Annotated in this window: 20 protein-coding genes; 13 read left to right on the top strand and 7 right to left on the bottom strand. The window is 65.1% G+C overall.

The features are described 5' to 3' along the window. Positions 1-80: 80 nt before the first annotated feature. A complete protein-coding gene (locus tag GEV01_RS05450) occupies positions 81-1,334 on the top strand; it encodes a putative Na+/H+ antiporter (RefSeq protein WP_152802435.1) in 1,254 nt (417 codons plus the stop codon). Between the two features lie 3 nt (positions 1,335-1,337). Here GEV01_RS05450 and GEV01_RS05445 read toward each other — a convergent pair whose 3' ends face one another. Together GEV01_RS05445 and hrpA are read right to left on the bottom strand one after the other, a co-directional pair. Further along, positions 1,338-2,453, bottom strand: a complete 1,116-nt coding sequence (locus GEV01_RS05445) for an extracellular catalytic domain type 1 short-chain-length polyhydroxyalkanoate depolymerase (protein ID WP_175022947.1) — start codon at positions 2,451-2,453, stop codon at positions 1,338-1,340. Between the two features lie 66 nt (positions 2,454-2,519). Next, on the bottom strand, positions 2,520-6,758 hold the full coding sequence (gene hrpA, locus GEV01_RS05440; protein WP_152802433.1) for an ATP-dependent RNA helicase HrpA: 4,239 nt from the start codon (positions 6,756-6,758) through the stop codon (positions 2,520-2,522). A 55-nt stretch (positions 6,759-6,813) separates the two neighbouring features. On the opposite strand from hrpA, the gene argA reads away from it, so the two are divergent. Then, positions 6,814-8,124 (top strand): amino-acid N-acetyltransferase, encoded by a 1,311-nt coding sequence (gene argA / locus GEV01_RS05435; protein WP_008451239.1) that lies wholly within the window; start codon positions 6,814-6,816, stop codon positions 8,122-8,124. A 34-nt stretch (positions 8,125-8,158) separates the two neighbouring features. Continuing rightward, complete coding sequence (locus tag GEV01_RS05430; protein WP_008451241.1) at positions 8,159-8,431, top strand: oxidative damage protection protein; 273 nt, start codon at positions 8,159-8,161, stop codon at positions 8,429-8,431. A gap of 43 nt (positions 8,432-8,474) precedes the next feature. Here the strand turns inward: GEV01_RS05430 and GEV01_RS05425 are convergent, their stop codons facing one another. Both GEV01_RS05425 and rpiA read right to left on the bottom strand, forming a co-directional pair. Beyond that, positions 8,475-8,840, bottom strand: a complete 366-nt coding sequence (locus GEV01_RS05425; protein ID WP_152802431.1) for a hypothetical protein — start codon at positions 8,838-8,840, stop codon at positions 8,475-8,477. Between the two features lie 87 nt (positions 8,841-8,927). Further along, a complete protein-coding gene (gene rpiA, locus GEV01_RS05420; RefSeq protein ID WP_070270432.1) occupies positions 8,928-9,605 on the bottom strand; it encodes a ribose-5-phosphate isomerase RpiA in 678 nt (225 codons plus the stop codon). A 223-nt stretch (positions 9,606-9,828) separates the two neighbouring features. Here rpiA and GEV01_RS05415 point away from each other — a divergent pair, with 223 nt between their 5' ends. The 5 genes from GEV01_RS05415 to GEV01_RS05395 are packed head-to-tail and all read left to right on the top strand — an operon-like array spanning position 9,829 to position 12,720. Then, positions 9,829-10,200, top strand: a complete 372-nt coding sequence (locus tag GEV01_RS05415; RefSeq protein WP_152802429.1) for a response regulator — start codon at positions 9,829-9,831, stop codon at positions 10,198-10,200. A gap of 2 nt (positions 10,201-10,202) precedes the next feature. Next, a complete protein-coding gene (locus GEV01_RS05410; protein ID WP_152802427.1) occupies positions 10,203-10,829 on the top strand; it encodes a chemotaxis protein CheC in 627 nt (208 codons plus the stop codon). Further along, complete coding sequence (locus tag GEV01_RS05405) at positions 10,826-11,800, top strand: sensor domain-containing diguanylate cyclase (protein ID WP_152802425.1); 975 nt, start codon at positions 10,826-10,828, stop codon at positions 11,798-11,800. Before GEV01_RS05410 ends, GEV01_RS05405 begins: the two co-directional genes overlap by 4 nt. A 24-nt stretch (positions 11,801-11,824) precedes the next feature. After that, positions 11,825-12,295, top strand: a complete 471-nt coding sequence (locus GEV01_RS05400; RefSeq protein WP_152802416.1) for a DUF6265 family protein — start codon at positions 11,825-11,827, stop codon at positions 12,293-12,295. Continuing rightward, positions 12,292-12,720, top strand: a complete 429-nt coding sequence (locus tag GEV01_RS05395) for a VOC family protein (RefSeq protein ID WP_152802414.1) — start codon at positions 12,292-12,294, stop codon at positions 12,718-12,720. Before GEV01_RS05400 ends, GEV01_RS05395 begins: the two co-directional genes overlap by 4 nt. A 7-nt stretch (positions 12,721-12,727) precedes the next feature. On the opposite strand, the gene GEV01_RS05390 is transcribed toward GEV01_RS05395, so the two are convergent. Then, positions 12,728-13,576: a helix-turn-helix domain-containing protein gene (locus GEV01_RS05390; RefSeq protein ID WP_152802413.1), complete on the bottom strand. Its 849-nt coding sequence runs from the start codon at positions 13,574-13,576 to the stop codon at positions 12,728-12,730. Positions 13,577-13,668: 92 nt separating this feature from the next. Between GEV01_RS05390 and GEV01_RS05385 the strand changes: the two genes are divergently transcribed. The 4 genes from GEV01_RS05385 (at position 13,669) to GEV01_RS30715 (ending at position 16,616) form a co-directional block, all read left to right on the top strand. Then, positions 13,669-15,105: a cytochrome P450 gene (locus GEV01_RS05385; protein WP_152802411.1), complete on the top strand. Its 1,437-nt coding sequence runs from the start codon at positions 13,669-13,671 to the stop codon at positions 15,103-15,105. Positions 15,106-15,110: 5 nt separating this feature from the next. Then, a complete protein-coding gene (locus GEV01_RS05380) occupies positions 15,111-15,731 on the top strand; it encodes a hypothetical protein (protein ID WP_152802408.1) in 621 nt (206 codons plus the stop codon). 54 nt (positions 15,732-15,785) lie between these two features. Further along, entirely contained in the window at positions 15,786-16,295 is a 510-nt protein-coding gene (locus GEV01_RS05375; RefSeq protein WP_235914253.1) for a hypothetical protein, read from the top strand. Between the two features lie 150 nt (positions 16,296-16,445). Next, positions 16,446-16,616 carry a hypothetical protein gene (locus GEV01_RS30715; RefSeq protein WP_175022945.1) on the top strand — a complete coding sequence of 57 codons (171 nt, stop codon included), beginning with the start codon at positions 16,446-16,448 and terminating at the stop codon, positions 16,614-16,616. 5 nt (positions 16,617-16,621) lie between these two features. On the opposite strand, the gene eda is transcribed toward GEV01_RS30715, so the two are convergent. After that, entirely contained in the window at positions 16,622-17,245 is a 624-nt protein-coding gene (gene eda / locus GEV01_RS05370) for a bifunctional 4-hydroxy-2-oxoglutarate aldolase/2-dehydro-3-deoxy-phosphogluconate aldolase (protein WP_152802405.1), read from the bottom strand. A 3-nt stretch (positions 17,246-17,248) separates the two neighbouring features. Next, positions 17,249-19,171: a phosphogluconate dehydratase gene (gene edd / locus GEV01_RS05365; RefSeq protein ID WP_152802403.1), complete on the bottom strand. Its 1,923-nt coding sequence runs from the start codon at positions 19,169-19,171 to the stop codon at positions 17,249-17,251. A 208-nt stretch (positions 19,172-19,379) separates the two neighbouring features. Between edd and pgi the strand changes: the two genes are divergently transcribed. Then, entirely contained in the window at positions 19,380-21,029 is a 1,650-nt protein-coding gene (gene pgi, locus GEV01_RS05360; protein WP_152802401.1) for a glucose-6-phosphate isomerase, read from the top strand. Position 21,030: the final 1 nt, after the last annotated feature.

The following is a 21,030-nucleotide window of genomic DNA, read 5'->3' as shown; positions in this document are numbered from 1 at the left end:
GGCGATTTTGGCAAGGTCAAAACTGTATCGTGCGCCCCTTGCTGTACCATGTAGTTCAGGCAACTCAACAAGGACATCCTTTGCAAACCATACAACTGGTCGGCGCCATCCTGTTCGGACTGGCGCTGCTGCACACCTTCGCAGCCAAATCCTTCGAAGTGTTATCGCACCGCCATCCGCGCCACGCGGGGCTGTTCCACCTGCTGGGCGAGGTGGAAGTGGTGTTCGGTTTCTGGGCTTTCATCCTGATTATCGCCATGGCGCTGCTGGGCGGCAGCGACGCCGCCATCAGCTACGCCGAATCGCGCCAGTACACCGAGCCGCTGTTCGTGTTCACGGTAATGGTGGTGGCCGCGTCGCGGCCGGTGCTGGACATAGTGCAGCGCATGCTGATGGTGCTGGCCAGGCTGCTGCCGATGCGCACCGAACTGGCGCTGGTGTGGTTCGGCCTGGCGCTGGTGCCGCTGACCGGTTCGCTGATCACAGAGCCGGCCGCGATGACCTTGGCCGCGCTGATGCTGGCGCCGCTGATCTTCCGCGAGGGCATGCCGGAGTGGCTGAAGTACGGCGCGTTGGGCGTGTTGTTCGTCAACGTCTCGATAGGCGGCACGCTGACCGCCTACGCCGCGCCGCCGGTGCTGATGGTGGCGACCACCTGGCAGTGGGACAGCGCCTTCATGGCCACGCATTTCGGCTGGAAGGCGGCGATCGCGGTGGTGATCAACGCGACCGTGGTCAGCTTCATCCTGCGTCCGCATTTGCGCGCGCCGGCCGCCGCGCCGGCCGGGGTTGATGCGGCGCCCGCCGTGCCGTTGATGGTGACGGCCATTCATCTGGTCTTCCTGGCTGCGGTGGTGGTGCTGGGGCATCACCCGGTGCTGTTCCTCGGCATCTTCATGCTGTTCCTGGGATTCACGCAGGCTTACCAGCGCTACCAGAATCCCCTGATCGTCAAGGAAGGCCTGCTGGTGGGCTTCTTCCTGGCCGGGCTGGTGGTATTGGGCGGCATGCAGCAATGGTGGTTGCAGCCGATTGTGGAAAGCCTGCCGCCGGTGGCGCTGTTCTTCAGCGCGCTGGGTCTGACGGCGATTACGGACAATGCCGCGCTGACCTATCTCGGCTCGCTGATCGAAGGGATTTCGGCGCAGTCGCAATACATGCTGGTGGCGGGCGCGGTGGCGGGCGGTGGTTTGACGGTGATCGCCAACGCGCCGAATCCGGCCGGCGTATCGCTGTTGCGTCGCGGCTTCCAGGATGAATCGATAGGCGCTATCGGCCTGCTGGCCGGCGCACTGGCGCCGACGGCCGTGGCTGCGCTGGCGTTTCTGCTGTAACGCCTAGCCGCGCTGATGGCGTGAGAAAAATTCCAGCATCATCTTGCTGGCATCCGGGCCGGCCTTGGCGTTGAAGGCTAGTGCCGGATCGCCGCCGCTCCAGGCGTGTTCGAGGTCGGCGATGTGGGCGACGCGCAGCAGGAGTTTTCTTCCTTCGTAGAAGTCGTGCAGCTGGTGGGCGTTGTGGCGGCCGCTGCGTCCTTGCGGTTTGTGGGTGATCTTCGGTACTGCCGACAGGCGGTTCAGCAGCTGGCTTTGGCGCGCAAGCTGGATCTGGTTGATGGGACGGACTACATTGTCGCCCGCGCCCTGGATCAGGATCGCGGGCATGCCGGGGAACTGGGGATGGCGCGTCAGCACTTCGTGTGCGGCGGCGTCGGCACGCAGGGCGGCGCCATGCTGCATCACGCCCAGCGCGCCGATGGTGTTGTGGCCCGCGCCGAACACGGGGCCTGAATGCAGCCCCACTGCGGCGAACAAGTGCGGATGATTCAGCGCGACGATGTTGGCCATGCCGGCGCCCGCCGAAATGCCGGCGATGTAAATGCGCGAACGGTCGATGGCATATTGCGTCATCACTTTATCGATCATTCCGACGATGATGGGCACATCGCCGCCGCCTTCCTGCGTAGCGCGGTCATACCATTTCCAGCAGCGCTGGGCATGAGTGCTGACCAACTGCTGCGGATAGAGGACGGCATAGCCCATCTGCTCCGCCCACTGATTCATGCGCGTGCCTTGCGCGAACTGGGTGGCGGTTTGATGACAGCCGTGCAGCATCACCAATAACGGCAAGCCTTTGCGTTGCGTGTCTTCGGGCGGATTGTTGGGCAGGTAGAGCCAGTAGCTCATGCGGCGCCCGGGCGTGCCGATGCCGGGCGGTGCGGAGAAGTGGGAGGCCAGCCATTTGCCGGGCGACGGCGGGACGTGTATCGCCGCCGGCGCGGCGCGTACACGCGTCGCCGCCTTGGCGACCTTCGTGGCGGGTTTGCGTTTTCGTTTCGGCTTGGCGGCTGCGGGCGCGGCGAACAACGCCGTCACGATCTTGCTGACGGCACGGCTCTGCCGCTTCCCCGAGCGGACCAAAGTACGTAACAAACTGCTGGCGGCTCTCTTCATCGCGGCGATCTCCTGTTGCGATAAAGTCTACTCCGAACCTCCCTCAGCCTGCGTGCGCCAGCGCGCTTAGCGCTGCATCGACTCCCACACTTTCAGCAGACGCTTGGCCGATACAGGCATCGGCGTGCGCAGCTCCTGCGCGAACAGCGACACGCGCAACTCCTCCAGCATCCAGCGGAATTCCACCATCTTCGGATCGGTATTCTTGCCGGCCGATTTATCCTTGTTGGCGCGCTGGTAAAGCATCGCCGCCTGCTGCCATTCGGCCATCAGCTTGGCGTCGCGCGCGGGGTCGCCGCGCAGCTTCTCGATACGCACATTCATCGCCTTCAGATAGCGGGGGAAGTGCGACAGCTGGCTGTACTCGTTCTCCGACAGGAAGCGCTTGTTGACCAGCCCTTGCAACTGCGCCTGCATATCCGACGCAGCCTGCGCGGGCAGCCCTTGCAAACGCTTGGGCAGGCCATGGAACTCGGTCAGCACCTGCGACAGCAGACGCGCAATCTCGTTCACCAGCAGCACCAGGCGCGACTTTCCTTCGTCCTTGCGCTTGGCGAAGCTGGCCGCATCCACCGGCAGCGGGTCTTGCAGGCAAGCGATATCCAGCGCCTTGTTGATGATCTGCTCGCGCAGCTCTTCCTGCGTGCCCATGCTCATGAACTGCATGCCCATCTGCTGCAAGCCCGGGATGCCTTTTTCGATGAACTTGATCTGGTCCTTCATCTGCAAGGAGAACAGGCGGCGCAAGCCGACACGGTGCGTACGCGCCGCCACGGTCGGATCGTCGAACACTTCCAGATCGCAGTGCGCGCCCTTGTCCACCAGCGCCGGGAAGCCGATCAGCGTCAGCTTGCCTTGCGCGATTTCCAGCAGCTCCGGCAGCTCGCCGAAAGTCCACGAGGTCAGGCCGGTCAGCGTGATGCCGCTGGTGGCCGTCGGCGCGGCGCCGGCGGCTGCGGGAGCCCCCTTGCCTTGCGCCGCCGGTGCGCCAGCTTTCGCCGACGCCGACGACGATGCGGCAGACGACGACGCACTGCCGCCACTGCCCAACGCACGCATGCTCACGCCCTGGCCGCCGGACGACTCGGCCATCTTCTGGAAGCTCTCCCGCGCCTGCGTGCCGAATTCGGCTTGCAGCGTGGCCAGGTTGCGGCCCATCTCCAGCTGGCGTCCGTGCTCGTCGATCACCTTGAAGTTCATGAAGTGGTGCGCCGGCAGCGTCTCCGGTTTGAAGTCGCTGGTCAGCACCGAGATCGTGATCTGCGAACGGATGTCGGCGATGATCGCGTCGACCAGATCACCACGCCCGAACACGCCCGCTTCATGCACACGCTCGCAGAACTTGGCGGCGTAATCCGGCAGCGGCACGCAATGGCGGCGCAGCTTCTGCGGCAGGGATTTGAGCAGCAGATGCACCTTCTCCTTCAACATGCCCGGCACCAGCCATTCGCAACGTTCGCGTGGCAGCTGGTTCAAGGCATACAGCGGCACCGCCATGGTCACGCCATCGCGCACGCTGCCAGGTTCGAAGTGATAGGTTAGCTGCATTTCCAGCCCTGTCACCGACATCATTTTCGGGAACAGGTCCGTGGTGACGCCGGCCGCTTCGTGGCGCATCAATTCGTCGCGGTTCAGGTACAGCAGCTTCGGTTCGGCGAACGTCGCGTCCTTGTGCCACTTCTCGAAACCGGCGCCGTTGACCACATCGGCCGGTATCAGCTTGTCGTAGAAGGCGGCGATCAGTTCATCGTCCACCAGCACGTCGAGACGGCGCGACTTGTGTTCAAGGTTCTCAATCTCCTTGATCAACTTGTGGTTGTGCGCGAAGAACGGCGCACGCGTTTCGTAGTCGCCGCCGACCAGCGCATCGCGAATGAAAATCTCGCGCGCCTCGACCGGATTGAACAAACCGTAGTTGATGCGGCGTTGGCTGTACACCACCAGCCCATACAAGGTGGCGCGTTCGGATGCGCTGACCTGCGCGGACTTCTTCTCCCAACGCGGCTCGCCCCACGATTTTTTCAGCAGATGGCCGCCGACCTTTTCCAGCCACTCCGGCTGGATCTGCGCCACGCAGCGCGCATACAGGCGCGTGGTGTCGACCAGTTCGGCCGCCATGATCCACTTGCCCGGCTTCTTCAGCAGCGAGGAGCCCGGCCAGATATTGAACTTGATGCCGCGTGCGCCCAGGTAGCCGGCGCCCGGTTCGTCCTCGCCCTTGAAGCCGATGTTACCCAGCAGGCCAGTCAGCAGCGCCAGATGCAGGTTCTCGTACGTGGCCGGCGTTTCGTTGATGCGCCAGCCCTGCTCCTTCACGATGGTCAGCAACTGCGAATGCACGTCGCGCCACTCGCGCAGCCGCAGCTGCGACAGGAAGTTGGTGCGGCAGTTGTCCATCAGCTGGCGATTGGTCTTCTTGTGCTCAATCGCGTTTTCGAACCACTTCCAGATCTTGATATAACTGAGGAACTCCGACTTCTCGTCGGCGAACTTCTTGTGCGCTTCGTCGGCGGCCTGCTGGTGCTCCATCGGACGGTCGCGTGGATCCTGCACCGACAGCGCGGATGCAATGATCAGCACTTCGTTCAGGCAGACGTTGTCCAGCGCGGCCAGGATCATGCGGCCTACGCGCGGATCCAGCGGCAGCTTGGACAGCTTCTTGCCTAATGGCGTCAGCTGGTTGTATTCGTCGACAGCGCCCAGCTCTTGCAGCAGCTGGTAGCCGTCGGCGATGGCGCGCGCCAGCGGCGGTTCGATGAACGGGAAGGTCTCCACGTCCGTCAGATGCAGGGACTTCATGCGCAGGATGACCGAGGCCAGCGACGAGCGCAGGATTTCCGGCTCGGTGAACTTCGGCCGTTGCAGGAAGTCCTGCTCTTCGTACAAGCGGATGCAGACGCCATCGGCCACGCGGCCGCAACGGCCGGCGCGCTGGTTGGCGGCCGATTGCGCGATCGGTTCGATCTGCAGCTGCTCGACCTTGTTGCGGTAGCTGTAGCGCTTCACGCGGGCCAGGCCGGCGTCCACCACGTAGCGGATGCCCGGCACGGTCAGCGAGGTTTCGGCGACGTTGGTGGCCAACACGATGCGGCGGGCGTTGGTCAGCTTGAACACGCGCTCCTGCTCTTCGGCCGACAGGCGGGCGAACAGCGGCAGGATTTCCACGTGCGGTGGATGGTGCTTGCGCAGGGCTTCGGCGGCGTCGCGGATTTCGCGTTCGCCGGGCAGGAACACCAGCACGTCGCCCGAGCCCAGGCGGGCCAGTTCGTCGACGCCGTCGACCACGGCGTCCATCAGGTCGCGCTTTTCACGGGCGGCGGCGGTGCGCTGGCCTTTGCCTTCGGCGTTGGCCACGGCTGGATTGACGATATCGCTTTCGATCGGGCGGTAGCGCACTTCCACCTTGTACAGGCGGCCGGAGACTTCGATCACCGGCGCCGGTTTTTCCGGCGTGCCGAAGTGGCGCGAGAAGCGGTCGGCGTCGATGGTCGCGGAGGTGATGATCACCTTCAGGTCCGGACGGCGCGGCAGCAGCTGCTTCAGGTAGCCGAGCAGGAAGTCGATGTTCAGGCTGCGTTCGTGCGCTTCATCGATGATGATGGTGTCGTAGTTCTTCAGCAGCGGGTCGGTTTGCGTTTCGGCCAGCAGGATACCGTCGGTCATCAGCTTGACCGAGGCGCCCTTGGTCAGCGTGTCGGCGAAGCGGACCTTGAAGCCTACCGTTTCGCCCAGCGGCGTGCCCAGCTCCTGCGCGATGCGCTTGGCGGTGGACGAGGCGGCGATACGGCGCGGCTGCGTGTGGCCGATCAGGCCTTTCTGGCCGCGGCCCAGTTCCAGGCAGATCTTCGGCAGCTGCGTGGTTTTGCCGGAGCCGGTTTCGCCGGAGACGATGATGACCTGGCTGTTTTGCAGCGCTTCGGCGATTTCGTGCCGGCGGCCGGAGACCGGCAGGTCTTCGGGATAGGTGATCGGCGGCAGCGGGTTGCGGAAGGCGCGTTCGGCGTCGCGGGCCGCTTGTTCTTCAGGCGTCAGACGTGGCCGAGGCTCGCGGCGCGGCGGCGCAATCAGTCCGCCCTCGCCGTCCGACAGCGCTGCGCGGGGCGGCCGCGCGACACGCGGCTGCTGCGGCGGGCGCTGCTGGCCGGCCGGACGCGGCTCACCGCTGCGCGGGCGGGCCTCCCCTTGCGGGCGTGGCTGGCCCTGCCCTGGCCGGGCGTTGGGCGCTTGCGGGGTGCGGGAGGGGCGGTTCTGCGTGCTGGCGGGCGTGCTGGACGCGCCTTTAGACTTGTTACTGGCTTCTGACATTGTTTTTTACAAAGGTTTTGGCGCGGAAGTCGCGCACCGAATTATAATGCGGCTAATGGAAAACCCTACCCAATTCGTCCAATGGCTGCGCTCAGTCGCGCCTTACATCCACGCCTTCCGTGGCAAGACCTTCGTGGTCGCCTTCCCTGGTGAGCTCGTGAGCGCCGGCGCGCTGCAGGTGCTGGCCCACGATCTGTCGCTGCTGCACGCGCTCGACATCAACGTTACCGTGGTCTACGGCTCGCGCCCCCAGGTGGCCGAGCAGCTGGCCCTGCGTAACGTCGAAGGCCGCTTCCACAACGGCGTGCGCATCACCGACATCGCCGCCATGGAGTGCGCCAAGGAAGCCGCCGGCGAGCTGCGCCTCGATATCGAGGCCGCCTTCAGCCAGGGCTTGCCGAACACGCCGATGTCCAACGCGGCCATCCGCATCATTTCCGGCAACTTCATCACCGCCCGTCCGCTGGGCGTGATCGACGGCGTGGACCTGGAACTGACCGGCGTCACCCGCAAGGTCGACGCCGAAACCATCCACTCCATCCTCGGCTCGGATGGCCTGGTGCTGCTGTCGCCGCTGGGCTTCTCGCCGACCGGCGAAGCCTTCAACCTGACCATGGAAGACGTGGCGTGCAGCACCGCCATCGCCCTGCATGCGGACAAGCTGATCTTCATCACCGAGACCGGCATGATGACCGACGCCGGCGGCACCGAGATCCGCGAACTGTCGTCGCACCAGGCCGAAGCCGTGCTGCAGGCCGGCTTCCTGCCGGACGCCACCGCCTTCTACCTGAAGCACTGCATCAAGGCGTGCGACAACGGCGTCGAACGCTCGCACATCGTTTCGTTCAGCATGGACGGCTCGGCGCTGCTGGAGCTGTTCACCCACGATGGCGTGGGCACCATGATCTCGCACGAGAACCTGGAATCGCTGCGCCAGGCCACCATCGAGGACGTCGGCGGCATCATCAAGCTGATCGAGCCGCTGGAGGCCGACGGCACGCTGGTCAAGCGAGGCCGCGAGCTGATCGAGCGCGAAATCGACTACTTCTCCGTCATCGAGCACGATGGCGTGATCTTCGGTTGCGCCGCGCTGTATCCGTTCCCGGAACAAAAAATGGCCGAAATGGCATGTTTGACGGTTAACCCGGAAGTCCAGGCCCAGGGCGACGGCGAGCGCATCCTCAAGCACATGGAGAACCGCGCGCGCGCCATCGGCGTGCAAAAGCTGTTCGTGCTGACCACCCGCACCTCGCACTGGTTCCAGAAGCGCGGCTTCGTGCCCGTCACCGTCGACGCCCTGCCCAAGGACCGCCAGCGCATGTACAACTGGCAGCGCAAGTCCCAGGTTTTGATTAAGACCTTATAATGTCGTTTTACATACCGCTTTAGGAGCAACACAGATGGCCCGCACCGTTCAATGCATCAAACTCAACAAAGAAGCCGAAGGTCTGGACTTCCCGCCGTATCCGGGCGAACTGGGTAAGAAGATCTATGAATCGGTTTCGAAAGAAGCCTGGGCGGCCTGGCTGAAGCACCAGACCATGCTGGTCAACGAGAACCGTTTGAACCTGGCCGACCAGCGCGCCCGCAAATACCTGGCGACGCAGATGGAAAAACACTTTTTCGGCGACGGCGCCGACGCGGCCATGGGCTACGTGCCGCCTACCGAGTAAATCCGGTCAACGCCGGCGGCGCCTGCCGCCGGTGCGTAGTACTTCACATCGCTTTACACTGCTTCAGTTCGCATCTTGCCATGAAAACTTTGCCGTTTTCACAAGTCATGCGATACACCTCGACCGGTCCCGGTTCGCTCACCAAGCCCGCACCCCAGCCGCCCTTGCAGCCCTGCTGCGCAGCCAGTTTCTCCACCGTTGCCGACGAGACGCCGGCGCGGAATGGCACTTTCTGGATTTCGACGCCATCGTTGTAGCTGATCGGCGTGCCATCGTCGGCCGTGGTGCGCGGCGCCGGCTTGCGCGGCGGCGCCGCTTCCTCCCGCGCCTTGCCCAGGGAGGCAGGCAGCCACGAACAGGCGTTGAGCAAGGACGTGCCGCACAGCAGGAGGATCAAGGAGCGTTTCATGGAAGCCCGGAAAAGGTGAACTGTCGTTCCCGCGCACGCGGGAATCCATACTCAGCATGGGTTCCCGCCTGCGCGGGAACGACACGCTTAGAACTTCAGGGTCTTGACGCCGTCCGCCATGCCCAGCAGGCAGACGTTGGCGCCGCGCGCGGCGAACAGGCCGACGGCGATCACGCCGACGATCTGGTTGATCTGCTGCTCCAGCGCCACCGGATCGGTGATCGACAGGCCGGCGACGTCGATGATCATGCCGCCGTTGTCGGTGATGAAGGCCTCGTCGGTGCCGGCCTTCAGGCGCAGCTTCGGCGTGCCACCGATGGCGGCCAGCGCGCGCGTGACCGAGGCGCGCGCCATCGGCAGCACTTCCACCGGCAGCGGGAACTTGCCCATCACGTCGACCAGCTTGGAGCCGTCGGCGATGCAGACGAACTGGCCGGACACCGAGGCGACGATCTTCTCGCGCGTCAGCGCCGCGCCGCCGCCCTTGATCATGGCGCCGGTATTGGTGATTTCATCGGCGCCGTCGATGTAGACGGCGATGGCCGGCACGTCGTTCAGGTCGAACACTTCGATGCCGTGGCCGCGCAGGCGGGCCGCGGTCGCTTCCGACGAGGCCACCGCGCCTTTGATGCGGTGCTTGATCTTGGCCAGCTCGTCGATGAAGAAGTTGGCGGTGGAGCCGGTGCCGACGCCGATGATCTCGTTGTCCACCACGTAATCGATGGCGGCGCGGGCTACGGCTTGTTTCAGTTCGTCTTGGGTCATGATGTTTCTATAAGAGAGGGGAAGGCTATCCCGCTATTTTAACGGATCGCCCCCGTCCGCCACCGTTTTCGGCCAAAAATTGCGCTCAGACAACACGCTGCGGGCGCCGGTGTCGCAGACTGGCACAAGCGCTGCGACTACGCAACGATGCTTGCCAGCGATGGGGCCGGATATGCGAGAATGAAGTGCACGCAGGTCCAAAAACGATCGCCGGGGATGAGACATGACGCCAGCCAAAACAGTCTTGATTGTCGATGACAGCCGCGTTTCGCGCATGATGGCCCGGCAGTACATCGCCGGCCTGCACGCCGACTGGATCGTCGAGGAGGCCGGCACCGGCGAGGAATCGCTGGCCAAGGCGCGCGCCGCCCCGCCCGACCTGATCCTGATGGACGTCAACATGCCCGGCATGGGCGGCATCGCCGCCGCCGAGCAGCTGCGCCAGGAATTCCCCACCATCCCGATCTCGCTGCTGACGGCCAATGTGCAGGCGGCCACGCGCGAGCGCGCGGCCCAGCTGGGCATCGGCTTCATGGAAAAGCCGATCACCGAGGCGCGCATCGCGCAACTGCTGGCCACGCTGGAGGCGGCTTGATCATGTTCTCACTGTCCGAACTGGAAACCGATGCGCTGATCGAAATCTTCAACATCGGCGTCGGCCAGGCGGCGGCGTCGATGAGCGCCATCGTCAACGAGACGGTGCGCATGTCGGTGCCGTCGGTGAGCTTCATCAACCGCGCCGAGGCCGCGCGCGTGCTCGACGGCAAGGCGCCCGAGGCCGGCGCCATCTGCGGCGTCAGCCAGCACTACGAGGGCGCCTTCTCGACCGAGGCCATCCTCATGTTCCCCGAGGATAAAAGCCTGGAGATCGTGCGCCTGATGGTGGGCGAATCGGTGCCGCTCAAGGAGCTGACCGAGATGGAGCAGGAAGCCATGTGCGAGATCGGCAACATCATCCTCAACTCCTGCGTCGGCACGCTGGCCAACATCTTCCAGCGCGAGCTGCACGGCTCGCTGCCGCAGTACCACATCGGCACCAGCGATGAAATCCTGATCGCCTCCGGCAGCCAGCACGACACCGTGGTGCTGATGCTGCACATCGATTTCGTGCTGGAGAAGCACCAGATCCACGGCTACGTCGCCTTCGTGCTGGACATCTCGGCGCTGCACGATCTGAAGGAGCAGATCAACCTCTACATTGCCCGCGCGATGGGCCAGGCATGATGAATCCGTTGAACGAAGCGCACCGCCTGCACCTGCTGCACAGCGTGCTGTGCACGGTGAACCTGGGCGCCATCGTGCTCGACAACGAACGCCGCATCGTGCTGTGGAACTCGTGGATGATCAAGTATTCCGGCCTGGGCCACGACAAGGTGATCGGCGCCGATTTCTTCACCGTCTGCCCCGGCCTGCGCGGCGGCCGGGTCGACGCCGCCATCCAGCAGGCGCTGTACAACAATTTTCCGTCGCTGCTGTCGCAGACGCTCAACAAGGCGCCGTTCGCGCTGCACGCCAGCCCGGTGGCGGCCGCCCGCAACGAGCGCATCCAGCAGGCGGTGGAAGTGACGCCGATCGCCGTCGAGGGGGCGCCGCGCCACTGCCTGATCCAGATCAGCGACGTCAGCATCGCCGTCGGCCGCGAGAAGCTGCTGCGCGAGCAGGCCATGGTGCTGCGCTCGCAGACCTTCGCCGACGGCCTGACCGGCATCGCCAACCGCCGCCACTTCGACGTCGCCATGGAAAAGGAGCACCGCCGCGCCAAGCGGGGCGGCACGCCGCTGTCGCTGCTGATGATAGACATCGACCACTTCAAGGCCTACAACGACCACTACGGCCACCAGAAGGGCGACCAGTGCCTGATCCAGGTGGCGGCCGCGCTGGCGGGCATGCTCAAGCGCCCGTGCGACCTGATGGCGCGCTACGGCGGCGAGGAGTTCGCGATGATACTGCCCGAGACCGACGTCGAGCAGGCCACCGTGATGGCCGAGGCGATCCGCGCCCGCGCGCAGGAGCTGGCCATCCCGCACGAGCGCAACAACGGCGAGCTGCGCCAGATCACGGTCAGCATCGGCATCGCCACGCAGAAGGTCGACACGGCGGTCGAGATCGAAGCGCTGATAGGCGCCGCCGACCGCGCGCTCTACCAGGCCAAGCGCAACGGCCGCAACCGCATCGAATCCATGCTGCCGGCTTGACCACCCACCACACCGAGGATCAGTATGCGCAACGTGACCGTTTTATTGGCAGCCTGGGGCGCGCTATGTTCCGTCCACGCGGCGCCGCTGGAGCAGCTCTCCTGGCTCAGCGGCTGCTGGGTCGATCCCGCCGGCGAGGCCGGATCGGGCGAACAATGGACCGCGCCGGCCGCCGGCTCCATGCTGGGCATGGGCCGCACCATCAGGGGCGGCAAGCTGGCGACGTACGAATTCATGCGCATCGCCGACGGCGGCGACGGCAAGGCCGTGTTCCATGCGCAGCCGGCCGGCAAGCCGGCGGCCAGCTTCCACGCCATCGCGCAGAGCGCCACGGAAGTGGTGTTTGAAAACCTGGAACACGATTTTCCGCAGCGCGTGATCTACCGCTACGAGGCGCCGGCCACGCTGCGCGCCAGCATCGAAGGCCAGCGCAACGGCGCGCTGAAGCGCATCGAATTCCCGCTGGTGCGCGGCGCCTGCGGAGGCACTTTATGACGCCGCTGGCGCCCAACCGTTCGATCCAGGCGGTGCTGGTGATACCGGTGCTGCACTACCCCGACGTGGCGCTGGCGGCGGAGTGGCTGTGCGGCGCATTCGGCTTCAGCGAGCGGCTGCGCATCGGCGACCACCGCATCCAGCTCGACATCGACGGCGGCGCCGGCGCGGTGGTGGTCGCGCAGCGCCCCAGTCCCGCGCCGCCCTGCCCGCATCCCTGCCACTCGATCATGGTGCGCATCACCGACATCGAGCAGCACTACAAGCGCGCCATGGCGGCCCGCGCGCGTTCGCTCAGCCCGCCGACCGGCTACCCGTTCGGCGAGCGGCAGTACTCGGTGGCCGATCCCGGCGGCCATATCTGGACCTTCACGCAAACCATCGCCGACATCGACCCGGCCGCCTGGGGCGGCACGCTGCGCTGATCCCGGCTCAAGTCCAGATGCGGTAGATCCAGTAGCTTTCGTCTTCGGATTTCATGATGCGGGCCAGTTCGTGCGGACTGTGGCCGGTGATCTCGCGCGCTTCGCGGCAGAAGTGCGCCTGGTCGGAATAGCCGCCGCGCGCGGCCACGTCGGACCACACCACCCGCCCCGCCAGGAACTCTTCGCGGGCGTCGAAGAACGACTGCTCCGCGCGCTGCAAACGCAGCAGCTTGCGCATCGGCTGGCCGGCGCGCGCCTTGATGTGGCGCTCGATGCTGCGCACGCCGCGCCCCAGCGCCGTATCGGCCACCTGCCACGCCAGGTGGCGCACCCAGTCGCCCGCCGTCGCGCCCGCGCCGCCGGGACGCGCCGCCTGCCAGCGCGGCGTCAGGAAGGCTTCCAGCGCCGCCAGCCGCGCAACGTCGTCGGGGGCGGCCAGCACCGCGTCGGACATCGCGGCCCACTCCGGCCCCAGCACCGTCCCGGCGTCATCCCAGCGGTTGACCCAGGCCGGCACGTCGATGCCGCTCAGCGCGTGCATCGCCTGCGGATAAAACATCACCATCAGTATCCGCACCGGTCCCGGATTGTAAGTCGCCATCGGCCGCGTCTGCGGGCCGACGAACACGGCGCGGATTTCGGTCTTCGGCATGCCCGGCGGTTCGACCACTTCGGCCTCGCCTTCGATGAACCAGGTGATCGAACAATGCGGCGTGGCCGGGAAGTGATTGAAGCGGTCGGCCGGATCGGTCAGCGGCGCTTCCACCGTGCTGCGCGTGATGTAGGCGCGCACGCAGGAGGCCAGCGCAAACGGCGGCACGATCAAACGCGTCAGGGATGGTTCGGTGTCGGACATTTGCAAAGTTTATACCAAAGCTGTCGCAAACGTTCAATACGCGGCGGCGGCGGCGCGGCATCATGGAGCCATCATAACGAGAGGAAGCCGACATGGAGAATACGATCACCGCCCCCGCCGCCACCCGCCTGCGCACCGTGGACAGCCTGCCAGGTCCGCGCCCATGGCCGCTGCTGGGCAACCTGCCGAACATGGAGCTGCGGCACATCCACCAGAGCGTGGAGGAGTGGAGCAAGCGCTTTGGTCCCATGTTCAAGATCAGCATAGGCAAGACGACGACGGTGGTGCTGGCCGGGCACGATCTGGTCAACGCCGCGCTGCGCGACCGGCCCGACGGCTTCCGCCGCCCGTCCATCACGGCCCAGGTATCGAACGAAATGGGCGGCCGTCCCGGCGTGTTCCTGGCCGAAGGCGCGGCCTGGCGCAACCAGCGCCGCATGGTGATGACGGCGCTTGCGCCGCATGCGGTGAAGGCCTACTTCCCTTCGCTGGTGTCGGTCGGCCTGCGCTTGCAGCGGCGCTGGCGCCAGGCGGCGCGCGACGGCAGCGCCATCGACCTGACCGAGGATCTGAAGCGCTTCAGCGTCGACGTAATCGCCGGCCTGGCGTTCGGCTCCGAGGTCAACACCATCGACGGCGGCGAGGACGTGATCCAGCGCCACATGGACACCATCCTGCCGGAGGTGTCGCGCCGCTCGTTTTCGCTGTTCCCTTACTGGCGCTACGTCAAGCTGCCGCGCGACCATCATCTGGACAACTGCGTGCGGGAGCTCGACAAGGCGGTCGATGAGCTGATCGCCGCGGCGCGCGTCCGCCTGGCCGCAGAGCCGCAACGGCGCGAGCATCCCGCCAACCTGCTGGAGGCGATGATCTGCGCCGCCGACGAAGGCGACAGCGGCCTCGATGACGTCGCCGTCGCGGGCAACGTCACCACCATGCTGCTGGCCGGCGAGGACACCACCAGCAACACGCTGGCCTGGATGCTCTACCTGCTGCAGCAGAACCCTGCCGCGATGCGCAAGGCGCGTGAAGAAGTGCTGCGCGTCGCGCCCGATCCGGCGGCGTTCAACATCGAGCAGATGGATGGCCTGGACTACCTCGACGCCTGCGCCCAGGAGGCGATGCGCCTGAAGCCGGTGGCGCCCTTCATGCCGCTGGAGGCTTTGCGCGACAGCGTGATCGGCGATGTGCAGATTCCCAAGGGTGGCCTGGTGTGGTGCGTGATGCGCCATGACAGCGTCAGCGACAGCCACGTCCCACAGGCCGACCAGTTCGATCCGGAACGCTGGCTGAAAAAAGGCGACGGCGCGATGGACAAGCATGTGTCGATGCCCTTCGGCGCCGGCGTGCGCACCTGCCCCGGGCGCTATCTGGCGCTGCTGGAGATCAAGCTGGCCAGCGCCATGGTGCTCAGCAGCTTCGACATCGCTACGCTGGACACGGTGGACGGCGAGGAGCCGGAGGAGCTGATGGCGTTCACGATGTCGCCGGTCGGCCTGCGCATGCGGCTGCGCGAACGCGTCGCGTAAGCCATATGCTGCACAGGATCCATCGCGCAGGCGCTGGTGTACTCGGCGCTTTTCTGACGCTACATCTGTTCAACCACCTGCTGGCGATCGGCAGCGTGGAGGCCCACATCCACTTCATGGAGGCGTTCCGCGCGGTGTACCGCAACCGGGTGGTTGAAATCATCCTGCTGTTATGTGCAGCGAGCCAGGTCGCCAGCGGCTTGACCTTCGTCCGCCGCAGATGGCGCGACCGGCATCAGGGACTCGACCTGCTGCAACTCGGTTCGGGGTTGTACCTGGCGTTCTTCCTGCTGGTGCATGTGGGGGCGGTGCTGGCCGGGCGCATGCAGTTCGGGCTCGATACGAACTTCTACTATGCCGCCGCCGGCATGCATGTGCTGCCGTATCGTTACTTCTTCATGCCCTACTACTTCTTGGCCGTGCTGGCGATCACGGTCCATCTGGCCCGGGCGCTGCACTGGCTGGCGCGTGATCGCCTGGGCGCGGTGGCGATGCGCGGCGCCACCGCGCTGCTGGTGGTCTCCGGCTTCGCTGCTGCCACACTGATCGTCGCGGCCTTGTCCGGCGCTCTGTATGAGGTGACGGTGCCGGCGAAATACCTCGCCACATTTGTGTTGGGCCGCTGAGCGTATATACTTCGGCGCTGAAGACCCAGTCACCAATGAAAGAAGTATATGAAGATGCTGTCTCGCGTTGACGCGAACGTCGCTGCCGAAATCGATCGGCAGTTTCCGCAATTGAAGCAAATCCGCGAGCTGGACTCGGACGGCGGCATGGAGCGCCTGGCGATTTCCGTGTTCGACCACTGGCTCGACGACGAGAGCGAGTGGGATCTGCTGGACTGCTTCGAAGGCGAGGAGCGCGTACGCCGCAACAAGAAGTTCGAGCAGCACTGGGCGGCGCTGTTCGACCTGACGCCGGTCTACACGCTGCGTTACCGCGGCCGCTGGCCGGCCAAGGCCAAGCTGGTGCTGAAGCGCTACACGGACCGCGAAGGCTTTGTGCGGCAGTCGCGCTTCAACGACTACGGCGTGCCGTCGCAGTTCATCATCCTGCCGGAACTGGGCTGCATCTACGCGGCGGGCTGGGATGACACCAACATCCTGTACTTCAAAAACCGCGAACAAGCCGCGCCGGTACTGGAGCTCGCGACCAAAGCGGGCTTGTTCTGCCTGAATCCGAATCGCTGACGAGTATGTATATGGGGTACCCCACCCCGCTCCTTGTGGCAAAAGCCCGATTTTCACCCCTGCTTTCCCCTATTTTTCCATGGATTGAACTATCTCCGCGACTCCCGGTCTAACTCGGGGAAAGCAGAAGAAAATAGGGGAGAAAATCGGATGAATACCACAATAGCCGTGCAGCTGCCTACCGACACCCTGTTCCTGCTGATTAGTTCAGCAGCACGTACTTGTTCTGACCACGAAAGCGCCTCAATGAAAAAAAACCCAAAAGTTGGAAGCCAACTTTTGGGGTTTCGTTTACCTGATGCCGCTTTATTTTCTGTCTAGCCCAATCAGCGCAAACCGCTGGCCGCCTTCGCCAGATCAGTGATGCGCTCCCAGTCGCCGGCTGCGATAGCATCTTTCGGCGTCAACCACGAGCCGCCAACGCAGGCCACGTTCTTCAGCGCCAGGAACTGCGACGCGGTCTCTTGCGAGATGCCGCCGGTCGGGCAGAACATCACGTCCGGCAGCGGACCGCCAATCGCGTTCAACATGCCGATGCCGCCCGCCGGCACCGCCGGGAACAGCTTCAATTGACGGAAGCCCTGCTCACGCGCAGCCATCACTTCCGACGGCGTCATCACGCCCGGCAGCAGCGGCAGGCCGCTGCTCTTGGCGGCGGCGATCAGCGCCGGCGTCAAACCCGGCGACACGCCGAACACCGCACCCGCATCGCGCGCGGCAGCAAACTCCTCCGGCTGCGTCAACGTGCCGACGCCAACGATGGCGCCTTCCACCGCCGACATGGCCTTGATCGCGCCCAGGCCGTGCTTGGTGCGCAGCGTCACTTCCAGCACGCGGATGCCGCCGGCCACCAGCGCGCGCGCCAGCGGTACTGCATGTTCAGGTTCGTCAATCGCGATCACAGGGATCACGGCCGAGGTACGCATAATGTCGAGCAGAGTCATGGTCATGATTTACGCATCTTTCTTCATCGAGTAATCTTCATCGGAACCAGGCACGGTGTTGCCGACCGGGTCTTTGTCATGCAGGCCCACCGTGGTAGGAATCGGCGACGGCAGCGGGAACGTGGTCGCGCCCTTCTCCGCTTCGCACACGCTGTTGCGGAACATGGCGAACAGTTCGCGGCCCATGCCCACGCCGTTCGGCGTCAGGTCGGCAGTGGCCAGCGAGCGCGAATGCCATACGCTCGATTCAACCAGCGCTTCCAGCGTGCCGCTCTTGGCGCAGACGCGGATGATGTCGCCGTCACGCACCAGGCCCAGCGGACCGCCAGCCAGGATCTCCGGCGACACGTGGATCGCCGCCGGCACCTTGCCCGAGGCGCCCGACATGCGGCCGTCCGTCACCAGCGCCACATGGCGGCCGGCGTCCTGCAGGTTGGCCAGCGCCGGGGTCAGCGCGTGCAGTTCCGGCATGCCGTTGGCGCGCGGGCCCTGGAAGCGCAGCACGGCGACGAAGTCGCGATCGAGCTGGCCGGCCTTGTAGGCGTCCATGAAATCTTCCTGCGAGTTGAACACCAGCGCCGGCGCTTCCACCGTCTGGTGCTCAGGCTTGACGGCCGAGACCTTCATCACGGCGCGGCCCAGGTTGCCCTGTACCAGCACGGTGCCGCCGTCCGGCGAGAACGGCGCAGTGATCTTGCGCAGCACCGCTTCGTCGCCCGACTCGGTCGGCGAGTCTTTCCAGATAACACCCTTGCCGCCCTCGCCCAGGAAAGGCTCGGCGCAGTGCGCGCGCAGGCCCTTGCCCAGCACGGTGGTGACGTCGTCGTGCAGCAGGCCGCCATCCAGCAGTTCGCGGATGACGAAGCCGGTGCCGCCGGCGGCGTGGAAGTGGTTCACGTCGGCGTTGCCGTTCGGGTAGATGCGCGTCAGCAGCGGCACTACTTTCGACAGCTCGTCGAAGTCGTTCCAGTCGATGACGATGCCGGCCGCCTTGGCGATGGCCACCAGGTGCAGCGTGTGGTTGGTCGAGCCGCCGGTGGTCAGCAGCGCGACGATGGCGTTGACGATGGACTTCTCATCGACCACGTGGCCGACCGGCAGATATTCCTTCGATTGCGCGGTGATGACGGCGGCGCGCTGGGCGGCAGCCTTGGTCAGCTCGTCGCGCAGCGGCGTGTTCGGCGTGATGAAGGCGGCGCCCGGCAGGTGCAGGCCCATCACTTCCATCAACATCTGGTTGCTGTTGGCGGTGCCGTAGAAGGTACAGGTGCCGGCGCTGTGGTAGGACTGCGATTCGCCTTCCAGCAGCTCGGCGCGACCGACCTTGCCCTGCGCGTACAGCTGGCGGATCTTGGCTTTTTCGGAGTTGGACAGGCCGGTGGTCATCGGGCCGGCCGGCACGAACACCGCCGGCAGGTGGCCGAAGTGCAGCGCGCCGATCAGCAGGCCCGGCACGATCTTGTCGCACACGCCCAGGTAGACGGCGGAGTCGAACATATTGTGCGACAGCGCGATGGCGGTCGACATGGCGATGGCGTCGCGCGAGAACAGCGACAGCTCCATGCCCGGCTGGCCTTGCGTGACGCCGTCGCACATGGCGGGCGTGCCGCCGGCGAACTGGGCGACCGCGCCGACTTCGCGCACCGCATCCTTGATCAGCGCCGGATAGCCTTCGAACGGCTGGTGGGCCGACAGCATGTCGTTGTAGGCCGAGACGATCGCCACCGATGGCTTCTTGAGTTCCTTCAGCGACAGCTTGTCGTTGGCGGGGAAAGCGGCAAAGCCGTGGGCCAGGTTGGTGCAGGCCAGCGCGCCGCGCTGGACGCCTTTGACGCGGGCGGCCTCAAGATGGGCCAGATACGCGCCGCGCGACGGCTTGCTGCGCTGGATGATGCGTGCGGTGACGGTTTCTAGGACTGGATGCAACGCCATGATCGTTCCTTATGAATGAATTCCGTGAAATTTTACTACAAAATTTCGAATTCAGCCTACTTTTATTATCCCGCCCGCGTCCGGGGTTGTTGGCCGCCCACCCTGCGCAGCCCGGAACGGAGAGTTTTAACGGAACCGTAGTGAATTTACCTCTTTTTCATGTATCATTCACGCATCCCTCCCTCAGACTTAACGACGCCCAATGATTATGCGCCAGCCAGCACTGACCTCCACTTCCAGCTTCCTCGCCCTCGAATCCCACGCCGCCGATGCAAAAGACTGGCAACTGCGCCAGCTGTTCGCCGCCGACGCGCAGCGCTTCCCCAAACTGACGGTGGACGCGGCCGGCCTGTTCCTCGATTATTCGAAGAACCGCCTCGACGCCAACACCATCGGCCTGCTGCTGGACCTGGCCCGCGAACGCGGCGTGGAGCGCCAGCGCGACGCCATGCTGGCCGGAGAAAAGATCAATCTTACCGAACATCGCGCGGTGCTGCACACGGCCCTGCGTATGCCGCGTGGCAAGGCACTGACCGTCGACGGCCAGGACATCGGCCGCGACGTGCACGCGGTGCTGGACCACATCAAGGACTTCACCGACCGCGTGCGCAGCGGCGCCTGGCTGGGCTACACGGGCAAGCCGATCACCGACGTCGTCAACATCGGCATCGGCGGCTCGGACCTGGGCCCGAAGATGGCCGTGCTGGCGCTGCGCTCGTACGCGCATCCGCGCCTGAAGATGCACTTCGTCTCCAACGTCGACGGCCATGACATGGACGCCGCGCTGGCGCAGGTCAATCCCGAGACCACGCTGTTCATCGTCGCCTCCAAGACCTTCGTCACCGCCGAGACCATGCTCAACGCCGGCACCGCCCGCAGCTGGTTCCTGCAGACCGCGAAAGAGGAAGACCTGGCGCGCCACTTCGTCGCCGTCTCCACCAACACCGCGGCGGTGCAGGCCTTCGGCATCGATCCGGCCAATATGTTCCCGTTCTGGGACTGGGTGGGCGGCCGTTATTCCGTATGGTCGGCGATCGGCCTGGCGGTGGCGCTGGCGGTGGGCTTCGGCTACTTCAGCGACTTCCTGGCCGGCGCGCATGCGATGGACGAGCACTTCCGCACCGCGCCGCTGGAACAGAACATGCCGGTGCTGCTGGCGATGATCGGCTTCTGGAACCGCCAGTTCCTGAACGCCGGCTCGCTGTCGATCGCGCCGTATCACCAGGACCTGAGCCGCTTCCCGGCCTACCTGCAACAGCTGGACATGGAGAGCAACGGCAAGCGCGTCACACGTGGCGGCGCCGAAGTCGATACGCCGACCTGCCCTGTGGTGTGGGGCGAGTGCGGCACCAATGCGCAACACGCCTACTTCCAGCTGCTACATCAAGGCACCGACGTCACGCCGATCGACTTCATCGCCGCGCTGCGCGCCACGCACGACCTGGCGGGACATCACGATTCGCTGCTGGCCAACTGCTTCGCGCAATCGGAAGCCTTCATGACCGGCAAGACCGCCGCCGAAGTGCGCGCCGACCTGACCGCGCAGAAGCTGAGCGAAGCCGAGATCGACGAACTGGCGCCGCACAAGACCTTCCCCGGCAACCGTCCGTCCAACACCATTTTGATGGACCAGCTGACGCCGTCCACGCTGGGCGCGCTGATCGCGCTGTACGAGCACAAGACCTTTGTGCAGGGCGTGATCTGGGACGTCAACAGCTTCGACCAGTGGGGCGTGGAGCTGGGCAAAGTCCTGGCCAAGAACATCCACGCGGAGCTGACCGGCGACATCAAGCCGGAACGCCACGACAGTTCCACCAATGGCCTGATCATCATGGCCAAAGCCGCACAGCACATCTAAG

Origin of the sequence: Rugamonas rivuli, from assembly GCF_009380165.1 — a bacterium.
Lineage (GTDB): Bacteria > Pseudomonadota > Gammaproteobacteria > Burkholderiales > Burkholderiaceae_D > Rugamonas > Rugamonas rivuli.
This window is presented reverse-complemented; position numbering and strand designations above follow the sequence as displayed.